At 66.7% G+C, this 14,712-nt stretch carries 13 protein-coding genes; 11 read left to right on the top strand and 2 right to left on the bottom strand.

All coding sequences use genetic code 11. The features are described from left to right. The first annotated feature begins 32 nt into the window (after positions 1-32). Together ACZ5LB_RS02375 and ACZ5LB_RS02370 are read left to right on the top strand one after the other, a co-directional pair. The gene (locus ACZ5LB_RS02375) at positions 33-773 is read left to right on the top strand and encodes a S41 family peptidase (RefSeq protein ID WP_464604563.1); all 741 of its coding nucleotides are present in this window, start codon (positions 33-35) and stop codon (positions 771-773) included. 56 nt (positions 774-829) lie between these two features. Continuing rightward, entirely contained in the window at positions 830-2,797 is a 1,968-nt protein-coding gene (locus ACZ5LB_RS02370) for a class I SAM-dependent methyltransferase (protein WP_464604562.1), read from the top strand. Positions 2,798-2,927: 130 nt separating this feature from the next. Here ACZ5LB_RS02370 and ACZ5LB_RS02365 read toward each other — a convergent pair whose 3' ends face one another. Both ACZ5LB_RS02365 and ACZ5LB_RS02360 read right to left on the bottom strand, forming a co-directional pair. Continuing rightward, positions 2,928-4,160 carry a type II toxin-antitoxin system HipA family toxin gene (locus ACZ5LB_RS02365; protein WP_464604561.1) on the bottom strand — a complete coding sequence of 411 codons (1,233 nt, stop codon included), beginning with the start codon at positions 4,158-4,160 and terminating at the stop codon, positions 2,928-2,930. Then, positions 4,132-4,410, bottom strand: a complete 279-nt coding sequence (locus ACZ5LB_RS02360) for a helix-turn-helix domain-containing protein (protein ID WP_464604560.1) — start codon at positions 4,408-4,410, stop codon at positions 4,132-4,134. Before ACZ5LB_RS02360 ends, ACZ5LB_RS02365 begins: the two co-directional genes overlap by 29 nt. A 250-nt stretch (positions 4,411-4,660) precedes the next feature. Between ACZ5LB_RS02360 and ACZ5LB_RS02355 the strand changes: the two genes are divergently transcribed. The 9 genes from ACZ5LB_RS02355 (at position 4,661) to kamD (ending at position 14,710) form a co-directional block, all read left to right on the top strand. Beyond that, positions 4,661-5,188: a hypothetical protein gene (locus ACZ5LB_RS02355; protein ID WP_464604559.1), complete on the top strand. Its 528-nt coding sequence runs from the start codon at positions 4,661-4,663 to the stop codon at positions 5,186-5,188. Positions 5,189-5,191: 3 nt separating this feature from the next. Beyond that, entirely contained in the window at positions 5,192-5,974 is a 783-nt protein-coding gene (locus ACZ5LB_RS02350; protein WP_464604558.1) for a PhzF family phenazine biosynthesis protein, read from the top strand. Positions 5,975-6,176: 202 nt separating this feature from the next. After that, positions 6,177-7,214, top strand: coding sequence for an L-erythro-3,5-diaminohexanoate dehydrogenase (gene kdd, locus ACZ5LB_RS02345; protein ID WP_464606362.1), 1,038 nt, complete (start codon positions 6,177-6,179; stop codon positions 7,212-7,214). Between the two features lie 12 nt (positions 7,215-7,226). Beyond that, positions 7,227-8,483, top strand: a complete 1,257-nt coding sequence (locus ACZ5LB_RS02340; RefSeq protein WP_464604557.1) for an aspartate aminotransferase family protein — start codon at positions 7,227-7,229, stop codon at positions 8,481-8,483. Positions 8,484-8,520: 37 nt separating this feature from the next. Beyond that, entirely contained in the window at positions 8,521-9,345 is an 825-nt protein-coding gene (kce, locus tag ACZ5LB_RS02335; RefSeq protein ID WP_464604556.1) for a 3-keto-5-aminohexanoate cleavage enzyme, read from the top strand. Positions 9,346-9,383: 38 nt separating this feature from the next. Beyond that, complete coding sequence (kamA, locus tag ACZ5LB_RS02330; RefSeq protein WP_464604555.1) at positions 9,384-10,652, top strand: lysine 2,3-aminomutase; 1,269 nt, start codon at positions 9,384-9,386, stop codon at positions 10,650-10,652. Between the two features lie 23 nt (positions 10,653-10,675). After that, on the top strand, positions 10,676-11,533 hold the full coding sequence (locus tag ACZ5LB_RS02325) for a hypothetical protein (RefSeq protein WP_464604554.1): 858 nt from the start codon (positions 10,676-10,678) through the stop codon (positions 11,531-11,533). Further along, positions 11,530-13,134: a lysine 5,6-aminomutase reactivase ATPase KamC gene (gene kamC / locus ACZ5LB_RS02320; protein WP_464604553.1), complete on the top strand. Its 1,605-nt coding sequence runs from the start codon at positions 11,530-11,532 to the stop codon at positions 13,132-13,134. Before ACZ5LB_RS02325 ends, kamC begins: the two co-directional genes overlap by 4 nt. 16 nt (positions 13,135-13,150) lie before the next feature. Then, complete coding sequence (kamD, locus tag ACZ5LB_RS02315; protein WP_464604552.1) at positions 13,151-14,710, top strand: lysine 5,6-aminomutase subunit alpha; 1,560 nt, start codon at positions 13,151-13,153, stop codon at positions 14,708-14,710. Positions 14,711-14,712: the final 2 nt, after the last annotated feature.

The raw sequence follows: 14,712 nt of genomic DNA, 5'->3' as shown, positions 1-14,712 counted from the left end.
AGACGAAACTGAACGATATTCTGGATTCCTCCGTGGACCTCCTGGTCAACACCGGACTGCTCGCGGATACCCTGAGCCACGATTTCCGGTACCAACTGCCGGATGGCCGCACCGGGTGCCGCGCCCTGCCGGTTCTTCAGAATCCCCAGAACCGCACAGCATGGAAAAGAGCCGACCGGAGCGCCCTGCTAATCAACCGTAACCCTGGGTCCCTTTACTTCGCCGAAAGCCTGCCGGAACCCAAGGCCGTCTACATCCGCTACCGCCGTTGCCAGGAGCAGCCCGGCAATTCCTTCAAGGCCGTCATGAAACAGGCCGTGCGGTGGTTGGACGAGGGTCGCGCCAACCGGATAGTTTTGGACCTTCGGGGCAACGGAGGCGGAAACAGCATGCTCCTGGGCGGGATAGCCGGATTCGGATGGGTCCGCACCTTGGCCCGCCACAGAGCCATCGGGAACCCCCGCAACCTGCTCGTCCTCACTGACGGGGGGACCTATTCCTCGGCCTACATGAACGCTCTCCAGGCCCGGGCCATGGGCGGGCGACTTGTGGGCACGCCTCCCGGGCAGGCGTTATCCAATTTCGGCGAAGTGAAGACCTTCAAGCTCACCGGCCTGGGCCTGGAAGTCCGTTACAGTTCCAGGCGGATGGGCAAGGGCGACGCCTTCCACCAAACCCTTCCCATGGATTTCCCCGTGGAAACCTCCGCCGCCGAATGGTTCGCCAGCAGGGACCCTGTATTAGAAAAGGCCCTGGAATTGCCGTTGAAATAGTCATAGGTGGACCCCAGGAAGGCAAAAGCCCCTGCGGCACCCGACTTCCCCAACGCATGCAGGGCCCCCCAGGCGGTACCGGAGATGGCGGCAATCATCCAGGGATTGGCCGACCTCCGGCCAAGAGCCGTGGCCAACCCCGCCAGAAGAAAGGATTCCAGGACCGGGCCAACCAGCATCAGGGTCACCACGGACCAGGCTTTGAAGGGGGAGGGCTCCGTGCCGGATGGGAACCAGCCACGGAGGTGCCCCACGATGAAAAGCAATCGACAAGGGAGTCACCGAACTTTATCGCCGGGACGAGCACCCTGGCCGCGGGAAACGCATGGGCTAATAATGTTTTCATGCCTCCCTCCTGGACAGCCTACGAGAATCAAGCGGATGACTTCACGGACCTGTACGAATCCGTCACCTTCGAGCGGGTCCACGGCTCCATCCTGGACCTGATCCCTACCCTCCCCCTGCGGGTTCTGGATATCGGCGCCGGTTCCGGCCGGGATGCCGCCTGGTTCGAGCGCCAGGGCCACGAAGTTGTCGCCTGCGAGCCATCGGCCGCCATGCGTCAGAGGGCCAGACGGCTGCGTCCCGGGTCCAAGGTCCGCTGGCTCGCGGACGCCCTCCCGGACCTCGCCACCCTTGCCCGTTCCGGGGTGAGTTTCGACTTCATCCTGGTGGCCGGGGTGTGGATGCATGTGGCCCCGGCCGAGCGCCCCCGGGCCTTTCGCAAAATGGCAGCGCTGCTGGCGCCGGGAGGAAGCCTCGCCATCAGCCTCCGGCACGGCCCCGATGCCGGGAACCGGGGCTTCCATCCGGTGTCGGCAAGCGAACTGGAAGTGCTGGCCGCCCAATTCGGTCTGGTTTGCCTCAGGAAGAGCGAGGAGCGCGATGACCTGGGCCGGCCCGGTGTGACCTGGACTGTTCTCCTCTTTCAATTGCCCGATGATGCCACCGGGGCCCTGCCCCTCCTGCGCAGCATCATCCTGCGTGATCGCAGGTCATCCAGCTACAAGCTGGCCCTGCTTCGGGTCCTCTGCCACATTGCCGAACACCAGCCTGGCCTCGCCAGAGAGACCGTTGACGGCACCATCGAGCTGCCCCTCGGGCTGGTGGCCTTGACCTGGTTGCGCGCCTACCTGCCTCTTTACCGGGCCGGCCTTCCGCAGCAACCGCAGCAGGCACGGGGATTCAACCAACAGCTTGAACGCCTCACGGATCTTGACCCTCAGGATCTGCGCCCAGGCCTGGTCCTGGTGGGTGGAGCAGCCCATGCGTTGCTGGTTTCCCTGAAGGAGGCGGCAAGGCTCATTCGGACCATGCCGGTCACCTACATCACCTACCCGGGTGCCGGCGGACCAATATTTGGAGCAACCCTCGCTGCTGGCCGCATTCATCCAGACCGGCTATGCCTGGACGAGCCGGCCTTGTGGGCCCTGGGGACGTTCCAGGTGCCTGCCAACCTCTGGCCGGCATTTTGCCGGTTCTCCGCTTGGGTGGATCCGCTCCTCCGACAGGCATGGGCAGACTATATGGAAGGCCTGCCGGATTCGCCCAGGGGGGCGAACCTCTGGAAATCCCTGCAATGGGTGGACCCGCGTCGCGACACCTCCCAGGTCCGGACCATCGCCGAGAACCTGCGCGCCAAGGGGAGCAGAATCCATTGCGTCTGGAGTGGCAAGGAACTCCACGCCGAATTGGACATCGACCACTGTTTCCCCGTGTCGGCGTGGCCCTGCCAGGACCTCTGGAACCTTCTCCCGGCCGCCCCGGCGGTCAACAACCGGAAGCGGGACCGGCTGATCAGTGCGGAACGCCTCATGGACGCCCAGGAACGGATCCTGGACTGGTGGGACCGCGCCTACCTGCGTTCGCCGGACCTTCGCGTTGCCGAGCGGTTTCCCATGGAGGCCCGCATGACCCTCGCCCTGGAAGGGGACCAGGTCCCCTCCCTTGAGGACATGCTGACGGGGGTGGACCTGAAACGGATGGCCTTGGGGCGGAATCGGGAATTGGAGATATGGGAATGAGGCTTCCCGGGTGGGTAGACCTTCGACCCTGAACGCCCTGACCTCCCACTTTTCGCTTAACAGTAATCCAGATCGGAACTCATCTGTCAGAACCCTTGGACAAGCCCGACGGTCATTACGATCTCCTTCCTCAGCCTCCCCGCAGGGACCCTGCGATCCCCTTTTCCCATTCGGCGAGCATCCGCCCGCCGATCTCGCTGAATTCGGGGTGGTGCTGGACGTAAGCCTGGACCTCCGTCATGGTCTCGCGCATGGCCCCTTCGATCTTCTGGAGCAACTGTCGGGCTTTCGCCGGCGTGCAGCCCGCCCGCGTTTCGCCCAGGCGCAGGAGGTCCCTGGCCGTCGGCCAGCCCGTAGACCCATTCAGGGTGAGCGCCATGGTGTCCTTCGGCAGGTAAACGGACGTCGTCACCAGGTCGTACACCGGGGCAAGGCGCACCTCGCCGAACGGGTCATCGTAGACCACCCCGAAATTCTTCAGGTGGGCGTCACCGTTGCGAAGCGCGCAGTTGAGGGCAATCAGGACAAAGAGCTTTACCAGATCCTCATGGACATGCGTCGAGGTGGAAAACTGCTGGAAGCGCTTCAGGATCGAGGTCTCGTAGGATCCCCGATACTTCTCCTCGGTTCGACGGGCGTTGAGCACGCAGAAATCCTCAAAGCCCCGGTAGCTGCCATCCATTCGCAGATCGAAGCGATCGATGACCAGGGCAGCGCCATCCTCAGCCAGCCTGAAGGAGGGCACTTCCAGCCCACAGTGACGCGCCACCCTGAGGCAGAAAAATTCGTTGGCCGCCAGTTGGGGATACTCGTCGGGTTCCCAGAGCTTGAGGATGTGGGTTGCCCCGCGGAAGCTCTGGGAAAGGCGCTGCCCTGCGCCCGCCGTGGTTGTGAAGGCCTTCTCATCGCGGAAAAGAAGTTTTGGCTGGACGCCGCTGATACCTGAATGGGCGGCAAACCTTTCCAACAGGTACCGGAACAGGTCCCCATCACGGCGGCGCTGGAGAATCTCGTCCACGGACTGGAAGGGGACCTCGTCCTTCAGGCTTTCCACGTCCCCGGTGAAACGGATCCGGCCGATCTGGGACCGGCCGACCACGGCCAGAAGGTCGAACTCGTCAAACGTCCCTGTCGCCTTGGCGAAGGCCAGGCGCAGCCGTTCCCGCAGCGCGCCCTCCGGAAGGTTCATTTCGAAAATGGGAAGCAGGCCGAACGGAGCGGTCCACGACTCCAGCCGCACCTCCATGCTCAAGGAAACCGCCCTCGCCGCGGCCACGCCGGGCAGGTAGACAAAGGTGGACCCGCGCTCGCCGTGCCGGTCAAGCCGTCCAGCCTCAGCGGCGTCCGTCCAGATCTTGATCAAGGCGGTTCTCCTCCAGCAGGGTGTCAAGGGTGGGCCGGTTCGGACCGGCTTCCTGGAGTACCAGTTGCAGCCCCAGGACCGCCAGGATGCGGGCCACCTTGACGAAACCCAGTTCGCCCAGGCGGGCGTTTTCCAGGGCATCAAGCGTGGAACGCCCGACGCCCGCTTTTCCGGCCAACACCGTCTGGCTCAGGCCCATGGCCTTGCGTCGTGTGGCAATCGCGTTGCCGAGATCGGGGAGGGTCACCATATGACCAGTATAGTAGGTATTTCATCGATTTGTAAGATATTTGCCTCGCAAACGAAGCATTTTGACCTGGATTGTCCTTGAGTGCTGGGCAATGACCAGGGAAGATGGCCTCCCACTTGGCTGAGTTCAGGGGGTCATCAGGAACGGATGTGCCGGCTGGTATTCTCTGAACTTCAGTTGGTGGACCCTGGTCCCCGTGGCCTGTTCACGACCTTTGATGAAACTCCGAATGCCGAGGCCGAGGAAGGACATGAACCCCATGACCCACACGATTCCTCTCAATGGCCGAACCTACACCTGGAACGGCAAAGGCTGGATAGATGCCAAGACCTTCACGAAGCCTCCCCAGGTCGTGATCCTGGAATTGAACAGGCTCCTTTCTGGCCGGCTAAGCCAGGAGGATGACGCCATCGAGGATCCCACCCTGATTCTCGAGCGGGCGCGCATGGCCCGGGATTCGGGGCAGTGGGCCCGCGCCCAGGCCCTGGTAACCCGGATGCTGGCCCTGCGACCCGGCGACCCGGGATCCCTTGCGATCCTGTGCTCGGCGCTCCGGGCCCAGGGCACGCCCGAACTCGCCATTGAAAAGACCGACCCCTTCAAAGGGTCGAGCTACCCGCCCTTGCTCACGTCCAGGGCGGCCGCCCTGTGCGACCTCGGACAATGGGAGGAGGCGAAGAAGGTCATTGGCCGGGTGCTGGCCCAACCCGGGCAACACGCGGAGGCCTGGGCCGTGGTCAATCGCATAAAATCCGCAAGTCCCAACCTGTACGGGTGATCCATGGCCCGGTATCCCTTCTTCCAGATCGACGCCTTCGCGGACCGGGCCTTCGCCGGGAACCCCGCGGCCGTGGTGCAGCTCCCGGGCTGGCTTGGGGACGACGTCCTGCAGGCCATCGCGGCGGAGAACAACCTGCCGGAGACGGCCTTCCTGGTGCCCGAAGGGGACGGCTTCGCCATCCGGTGGTTCATGCCGGTGGGGGAGATCGACCTGTGCGGCCATGCCACGCTGGCCAGCGGGTTCGTGGTGCTCAACGAGCTCAGGCCCGGGGCCGGCCGCGTCCAGTTCACCTCCCGGAGCGGGCCCCTGTCCGTGACCCGGTCGGGGGAGCTCTACACCCTGGACTTCCCGGTGCGGCCGCCGGAGCCCGTGCCCTGCCCCGCGGGGCTTGCGGAGGCCCTGGGGGCGCCGGTGCGGGAAACCTGGCTCACCCGGGACCTGTTCGCCCTCCTGGACGACGAGGCGGCGGTGCGGGACCTGCGGCCCGACCTGGGGGCCCTGGAGAAACTGGAGCCCACGTCCTTCGTCGTCACCGCCCCGGGCACGTCCTGCGACTTCGTCTCCCGCTGCTTCTGCCCCCGCGAAGGGATCCCGGAGGACCCGGTCACCGGCAGCACCCACTGCGTCCTGGTGCCCTATTGGGCCCAGCGGCTGGGCCGGAGGCGGCTCCACTCGCGCCAGCTCTCGGCCCGGGGCGGCGACCTCTTCTGCGAACTGCTCGGGTCGCGGGTGACCATCGCGGGCAAGGCTGTGAAGGTCATCGAAGGCGTGCTGACGGTGTAGGCGCGGTCCCGTGGAAGGCGGGACCCTCCGGGGCCGAAACGTGAATAATTTTTGACACTAATTCTCAAAAAGAAACTTTTTTTACGCTTTCCAGGGCAGGAGTGTCTTCCGTCACAGGGTGCGCGGCGCGCTATCCCTAAGATGAAATATGGGATGCACCACGATCATGGCGGCATCCGGCATCAGCGGAGGAAGCGTGGCCATGGACATCGGTTGCAAGTACGGCTCTCATCGGGTCCTGGAACCCAAGGGCGTCCTGCCCCAGCCTGCCCAGCGCCTGGACAACGACATGTCCAGGGTCTACGACAATGAGATCCTCGTGGACGTCATCGCCCTGAACATCGATTCGGCCAGCTTCACCCAGATCGAGGCCGAGGCCGGCGGCGACGAGGGCAGGATCCGGGCGAAGATCCTGGAGATCGTGTCCCAGCGCGGCAAGATGCAGAACCCCGTCACCGGCTCCGGAGGCATGTTCATCGGCACCGTGGCCCGGGTGGGCGCGGCGCTCCAGGACCGCGGCCTGAAGGCGGGCGACAAGATCGCCTCCCTGGTCTCCCTCTCCCTCACCCCCCTGCGCATCGACGCGATCCTCAAGATCCACCAGGAGATCGACCGGGTGGAGATCAAGGGCCAGGCCATCCTCTTCGAATCGGGCCTCTACGCCAAGCTGCCCTCGGACATGGACGAGGGCCTCGCCCTGGCCGCCCTGGACGTGGCCGGCGCGCCCGCCCAGGCCGCCAAGCTGGTGAAGCCCGGGGATTCCGTGCTCATCCTGGGCGCCGGCGGGAAGTCGGGCATGCTCGTCGCCTACGAATCCATGAAGCGGTCCGGCCCCACGGGCCGGGTGGTGGGCAACGTCTACCTCCCCGAGGACAAGGCGACCCTGGAGTCCCTGGACCTCTGCGACGAGGTCGTCGTGGCCGACGCCACCAAGGCCGTGGACTTCCTCCAGGCCGCCCTGGCGGCCAACGGCGGCCGTGAGTACGACGTGGTCTTCAACTGCGTGAACGTCGCCAACACCGAGCTCTCCACGATCCTGCCCACGCGCGACCTGGGTGTCGTGTACTTCTTCAGCATGGCCACCAACTTCGCCAAGGCGGCCCTGGGCGCCGAAGGGGTGGGCAAGGACGTGACCATGATCGTGGGCAACGGGTACACCCGCGGCCACGCCGAGATCACCCTCGCCGAGCTCCGCGAGAATCCCAGGCTCCGCAAGCTTTTCGAACAGCACTACGCATAGGAGGGAACCGCCATGGCCGTTTCGCAGCCAAAACTGAACCTCGAGAAGTCCCTCCGGATGTACGAGGAGTCCAAGAAGCTCTCGCCGGGCGGCATGATGGGCATCCGCCGCCCCTACAACTTCATCGTGGGCGAATACCCCATCTTCCTGGAGCGCGGCTACAAGGGCCACATCGTCGACGTGGATGGCAACGACTACATCGACATGCTCTGCGCCTACGGCCCCATCATCCTGGGCTACGACGAGGAGGAGATCAACGCCGCCGCCATCGCCCAGATGAAGAAGGGCTTCTGCTTCTCCCTGGTGCAGCCCATCCAGAACGAGCTGGAGCGCCGCCTCATCGACCTCATCCCCAGCGCCGAGATGGTCATCCTGGTGAAGACCGGTTCGGACGCCACCAGCGTCGCCGTGCGGGTCGCCCGGGGCTACACGGACCGCAACGTCATCCTCCGCTGCGGCTACCACGGCTGGCACGACTGGGCCGTGGAGGGCCACGGCGGCGTCCCGCAGTGCATCCAGGACCTCACCGTGGAATTCCCCTACGGCGACCTGGACGCGCTGGAAGCCGCCCTCAAGGCCCACCAGGGCGACGTCGCCGGCATCATCATCACCCCCGTGGGCCACCCCCTGGCCCTGCCCGTCCAGGCCCCCCCCGAAGGGTACCTGGAGGGCGTCCGCCGCCTGGCGGACACCTACAAGGCCGTGCTCATCTTCGACGAGATCCGCACCGGCTTCCGCGCCGCCATGGGCGGGGCCCAGCAGCGCTACAACGTCACCCCGGACCTGTCCACCTTCGGCAAGGCGCTGGGCAACGGGTACCCCATCAGCGCGGTGGTGGGCAAGACGGAATTCATGCAGGTGTGCGAGAGCAAGGTCTTCATCTCCAGCACCTTCTTCCCGAACTCCCTGGAAATGGCCGCGGCCATGAAGTGCCTGGACATCCTGGAGCGCGACAAGGTCATCGACGACATCTGGACCCGGGGCGCCAAGTTCCTCAAGGACCTGGAAGCCGTCACCGCGGCCTCCAAGGTCCCGGTGCAGGTCTCGGGCATCCCGCCCATGCCCTACCTCACCTTCGACAAGGTGGACGGCTCCTACAAGGAGCGCCGGCACATGTTCTACACCGAGACCATCCGCCGCGGCCTGTTCATCCAGCCCTTCCACCACTGGTACATCTCCGGACGCCACACCGACGCCGACCTCGCCAAGGCGCTTTCCGCCATTTCCGAGTCCCTCGAACTGGTCGCCCGGGCCTACCCCGTCGCCTGAGGCGCACTGGCCGCAGCCCCTTCCTTCGGAGTCCCACATGGATAGCAAGGTCGTCATCACCTGCGCCGTCACCGGAGCGGAAACCACCCGCGCCCAGAACCCCGCCCTGCCCCTGACCCCCGCCGAGATCGCCGACGCGGCCTACGACGCCTGGCGCGCCGGCGCTGCGGTGCTGCACCTGCACGTGCGGGACGCCCAGGGCAACCCCACCCAGGACCTGGCGGTGTTCAAGGACACCATCGACCGGGTGCGGGCCAAGTGCGACATCGTCATCGAGACCACCACCGGGGGCGCGGTGGGCATGACGCCCGAGGAGCGGCTGCAGCCCGTCACCCTCGACCCCGACATGGCCAGCCTGGACTGCGGGACGGTGAACTTCGGCAACGAGTACATCGTCAACACCCTGCCCATGATGCGCGAGTTCGCCAGCCTCATGAAGGCCCGCGGCGTGCGCCCCACCCTCGAGTGCTTCGACCTGTCCCACGTCTACGCCTCCCACGTCCTCATCAAGGAGGGCCTCGTGGAGCCGCCCTTCCACTACGGCTTCGTCCTCAACGTTCCCGGCGGCGTCAACTACGCCCCGGACGTCCTGGACTTCTTCGTGAGGAAGATCCCCGCCGGGGCCCACTGGACCGCCATGGGCATCGGCAGGGCGAACCTGGCCGCCATCTACGGCGCCATCGCCATGGGCGGCTTCGTGCGCGTGGGCTTCGAGGACAACGTGTACTTCTCGAAGGGCGTCCTGGCCAAATCCAACGCGGAACTGGTGGACCGGGCCGCGCGCATCGTCCGGGAATCCGGCAACGCCATCGCCACCCCGGACGACGTCCGGGCGCTGCTCAAACTGCGGAAGAACGGCTGAAAACCCACGTAAAAAAATTCACCGACTGGAGTCTAGGCATGGAATACCTGCCCGTTGATTGGAAAGCCACAGATCTGTTCAAGGATGTGCCGGAGGCCGACTGGAACGACTGGCGCTGGCAGATGCGCAACGGCATCTCGACCATCGAGGACCTCGAGAAGGTCGTGAAGCTCACGGATGAGGAACGGGAGCACCTGCGCAAGGCCCTGGCCAAGTTCACCATGGCCATCACGCCCTACTACGCCGCGCTCATGGACCCCGACAACCCCTCCGATCCCGTGCGCATGCAGTCCGTGCCGCGCATCGCCGAACTGCACGTGGACAGCTCCGACCTGGACGACCCGCTCCACGAGGACGTGGATTCGCCGGTTCCGGGGCTCACCCACCGCTACCCGGACCGCGTCCTCCTGCTGGTCACCAATATCTGCTCCATGAACTGCCGCCACTGCACCCGGCGCCGCCTGGTCGGGTTCGAGGACGTGGACATGCCCGAGGAGAACGTCGTCAAGGCGATCGAGTACATCTCCCAGCACAAGGAGATCCGGGACGTGCTCATCTCCGGCGGCGATCCCATGGTCCTGGGCGACGACCGGCTGGAGTCCATCATCTCCCGCATCCGCGCCATCCCCCACGTGGAGATCATCCGCATCGGGACCCGGGTCCCCGTGGTCATGCCCATGCGCATCACCGACGCCCTGGTGGGGATGCTGAAGAAGTACCACCCCATCTACGTGAACACCCACTTCAACCACCCCAAGGAGATCACCCTCGAGGCGCGGGCGGCCCTGGCCAAGCTGGCCGACGCGGGCATCCCCCTGGGCAACCAGTCCGTGCTGCTCAAGGGGATCAACGACAACGCCCCGCTCATGAAGGCGCTGCTCCACAAGCTCCTGACGGTCCGGGTGAAGCCCTACTACATCTACCAGTGCGACCTCTCCTCGGGCATCTCCCACTTCCGCACCACCGTGGCCAAGGGCATCGAGATCCTGGAGAGCCTCCGGGGCCACACCACCGGCATGGCCGTGCCCACCTTCGTGGTGGACGCCCCCGGCGGCGGCGGCAAAATCCCCGTCATGCCCAACTACGTGGTGTGCATGGGCGAGAACCGCGTGATTCTGCGAAACTATGAGGGCGTCATCACGACCTACACCGAACCCGCCAGGACCGTGCCCACGATCCCGACCTCGGAACGGGCCAAGACCTTCCATGCGAAGTACCGGGCCAAGGGTGGCGTAGCGGGCCTGCTGGCAGGCGATGGCCTCTGCCTCGAGCCGGCCAACCTCGCCCGGAAAAAGCGAAAATTCTGACGGACGCACCCAGGGGAGGACGGATGCCGGGGATCGGCGATGTGGCAGGAGCGGTCACGGCCGTGACCGGCTTCGAGAAGGGATCGGGGAAGACCACCTTCCTGAACGCCGCCCTTCCAGCCGCTCGTTCAGTTGGTCCCGCGGCGGTCTTCTCCATCGGCGTGGACGGGGCCCTCAAGGCCCGGGACGCCGGCGGGCCCGTGGGCGAGATCCGCGTGGAGGCCGGGGACGTCGTCATGACCACCGAGGCCTTCGCCCGGGCCTCCCAGGCGCGATTCGAGATCCTGGAGGCCGTACCCGGGCGCACCTCCCTGGGGCCCCTCCTGCTGGGCCGGGCCGTGCGCCCGGGTTCCGTCACCCTCGTGGGCTCCGAGCACGTGAGCACCCTGGCCCGCATGATCGACCGGGTCCGGTCCGAAGGGTGGGCCGCTTCGGTCCTGGTGGACGGGGCCGTGAACCGCATCACCCAGGTGGGCGCCCTGGGCGCCGCGCAGTTCGTGTATGCCTTCCGGGCCGACCCGTCCAACCTTGGCCGGGTCGCCGCCCGGGTGCGGGCCCTGGCGGCCCTGGCCGCCCTCCCCGTGGAGGCGGTGCCGCCCCCGGGCGCCCTGGAGATCCAGGGTCCCCTGACCCCGGAGCTGCTCAAGACCCTGGACCCGGCGGCCCCCGCGCTTTCCGTCCAGGATTTCACCATGTTCTTCCTGGACCCGCCGGACCTCCTGGCGCTCCTGGGGCGCCGGGCCTGCTCCCTCCGCCGCGGATTCAAGCTCCTGGGGTTCGTCCCGGCCCTGCGCGGGCTCAGCCGGGCTGACCTGGTCCAGGCGGTGGGGGAGGCGGCGGCGCCCTTCCTGCTGCCCAATCCCTGCGAGGCCGCGCCATGACCAGCGGCTTCATGGAATACGCCGAGTTCAAGGGCTTCTGGGAGCACTTCTCCCCCGAAACCCCCTTCGGGCGGGACGAGAAGCAGCGCCTCGCCCTGGTCACGGACGGCGGCCAGCTGGAGGCCCTGTGGGACCACACGGACCACGCCCTGGGCCTCCTGGACGCCCTGGAACCGGACCCGGTGCGCCTGGATCGCATCTCCCACCATCTCAAGCGCCTGCCCCGGTTCCCCCGGGAGCCGCGCCCCCGCTATACCGAAGTCGAACTGTTCCAGTTCAAGAAGTTCCTCCACAACTACCGGGCGCTCATGGGGCTGCTGCCGGCCGGGACCCTGGCGGCCTTCGGGTTCACCTTCGCGTCCGAGGCCTTCGCGCGCCTCCTGGACCAGGGCCGGCAGAGCGCCGAAGCCTTCTACGTGGCCGACGACTACAGCCCCGGGCTGCGGGCGGCCCGGGACGGACTGAGGGACGCCAACGCCGGCCTGGCCGAGGCCAGGGAGGCCCGGGCCCGGGAGATCCGGGACGCCTTCGGCCTGGATTTCCAGAACCGGGAGTTCCTGCTGGCCCCCCGCGCCACCCTGGGCGAGGGCGCCCGGGCCCGGCTGATCCTGGAACCCTACGACGAGACCCACTGGGTGGCGCGTCCCCTGCCGGCCCCCCGGGAGCGGGTCCTGGCCGAACGCCGGGAGGCCCTGCTGGCCGATGAGCGCCTCCAGGAGGACCGGGTGCTGGAGGACCTGTCCCTGGCCGCGCGGGGCGAGCTGGAGGCCTTCAAGGCCTACCAGGAGGCCGTGCGGGCTTTCGACCTGGCCTTCGCCCGGGCCCGGCTGGCCCGGCGCTGGAAGCTGACCCGCCCCCGCCTGGGCGACGGCCCCGTGGAGGTTTCGGCCGGACGGTTCGTGCCCTGCGAGCAGGCCTGCGCCGCCGCGGGTCTGCCCTACGTGCCCCTGGACGCCGCCTTCGACGCCAGCGTCACGGTGATCTTCGGGTCGAACATGGGCGGCAAGACCATGGCCCTCAAGACCCTCGCCTTCCTGCAGCTGTGCACGCAGACCGGGCTCTACGTGCCGGCGGCGGGCTTTACCACCCGGGTCTTCCGGCACTTCCACTACGTGGGCGAAGGGCGCGTGGGCCAGGAGGCCTCGGGCCTCTCGGGCTTCGGCCGGGAGATCCGCCAGTTCAACCGGGTCTGGGCCGACGGCGGCCAGGGCCCCACCCTCGCCCTGTTCGACGAGTTCGCCCGCACGACCCAGTCCCAGGAGGCCGAGGCGCTCCTTTCGGCGGCCATGGAGGCCCTGGCCGCCAACGGCCGGGTGCTGGCCCTGTTCGCCACCCACTTCCGGGGCGTGCGCCGCTGGCCCGGGGTCCGCTACCTGCGCATGAAGGGCCTGGACCGGGCCAGCCTGGAGCGCGACCTGGGCGCCCAGGGGGAGGCCGCAGCCGGCGACGGCCTCCGGACCGTCATCGCCCACATGGATTTCCACCTGGTCCCGGACGACGGCGAACGGACCCACTCGGACGCCATCACCGTGGCGTCCCTGCTGGGCCTCGACCCGGGCATCGCCCGCCGGGCGCGGGAATTTTTCACCCTCACGAACTAGAACAACGGGAGAACGCATGCAGACAAAGCTGGGGCTGTCCGAGGAGCGGATCGACAAGGCCAGGGACCTGGCCGCCCGAATCGTCAAGCCGGTCATGGCCTTCGTCGCCGAACACACCACCGTCACCGTGGAGCGGGCCACCCTCCGCCTGGCGGGCGCCGACGGCGCGGATCCCGACGGCGTGCCCGTCCCCAACCTGGTGGTGGACCAGTGCAAGGGCCTCCTGGAAAACGGCGCCCTGATCTACTACGTCAACGCCCTGGTGCGCACCGGCGAGACGGTCCAGGGCCTCAACCGGCTCATCGCCGGCGGCCTGAACGTGGCGTCCCTCCCCCTGGGCGACCGCGCCGAACTGGAGACCCGGGCCCGCACCCTGGTGGAGGCCTTCGCCGCCCGGGTGAAGGCCAACCGCGGCCACCGGGACGCCAAGCTCGAGGCCTACAAGGGCCGGAACCACTCCCCCCTGCTCTACGTCATCGTGGCGACCGGCAACATCTACGAGGACCGGAAGCAGGCCGTGGCCGCCGCGGAACAGGGCGCCGACGTCATCGCGGTCATCCGCACCACCGCCCAGAGCCTCCTGGACTACGTCCCCTACGGCCCCACCACCGAGGGCTTCGGCGGAACCTACGCGACCCAGGAGAACTTCCGCATCATGCGGGAGGCCCTGGACGAGGTCGTGGACCGCCAGGGACGCTACATCCTGCTCACCAACTACTGCTCGGGCCTGTGCATGCCGGAAATCGCGGCCATGGGCGCCCTCGAACGCCTGGACATGATGCTCAACGATTCGATGTACGGGATCCTCTTCCGCGACATCAACATGTACCGGACCTTCGTTGACCAGAAGTTCAGCCGCATGATCAACGCCTACGCCGGGATCATCATCAACACCGGGGAGGACAACTACCTCACCACCAGCGACGCGGTGGAGAAGGCCTACACCGTCCTGGCCAGCCAGTTCCTCAACGAGCGGTTCGCCTACGCCGCGGGGCTCCCGGCCCGGCTCATGGGACTGGGCCACGCCTTCGAGATGGACCCCACCCTCAAGAACGGCTTCCTGCTGGAGCTGGCCCAGGCCCAGATGGCCCGGGAGATCTTCCCGGAGGCGCCGCTGAAGTACATGCCTCCCACCAAGTTCATGACCGGCGACATCTTCAAGGGCCTGGCCATGAACTCCATGTTCAATTTCGTCTCCAAGCTCACGGGCCAGGGCATCCACCTGCTGGGCATGCTCACCGAGGCCATCCACACGCCGTTCATGATGGATCGCTTCCTGGCCCTGGACAACGCCAAGCACGTCATGAACACCATGGAGGGCCTGGCGGACGAGATCGAATTCCGGCAGGACGGCGTCATCGCCACCCGCGCCCGGAAGGTGCTGGAGGAGACGGTGGAATTCCTGGAGAGCATCGACCGGATCGGCCTCATGCCGGCCATCGCCGAGGGCCACTTCGCCGACATCAAGCGCCCCGCCGACCTTGGCAAGGGGCTGGACGGCCTCCAGAAGAAGGGCCCGGACTACTTCAATCCCTTCGAAGCCTACCTCAAGAACGAACTCAACCTCGCGGACTGACG

The sequence above is a fragment of the Mesoterricola sp. MK458 genome, assembly GCF_055384935.1.
Note: the sequence above shows the minus strand (reverse complement) of the source record. Positions and strands in the feature narration are given on the sequence as shown.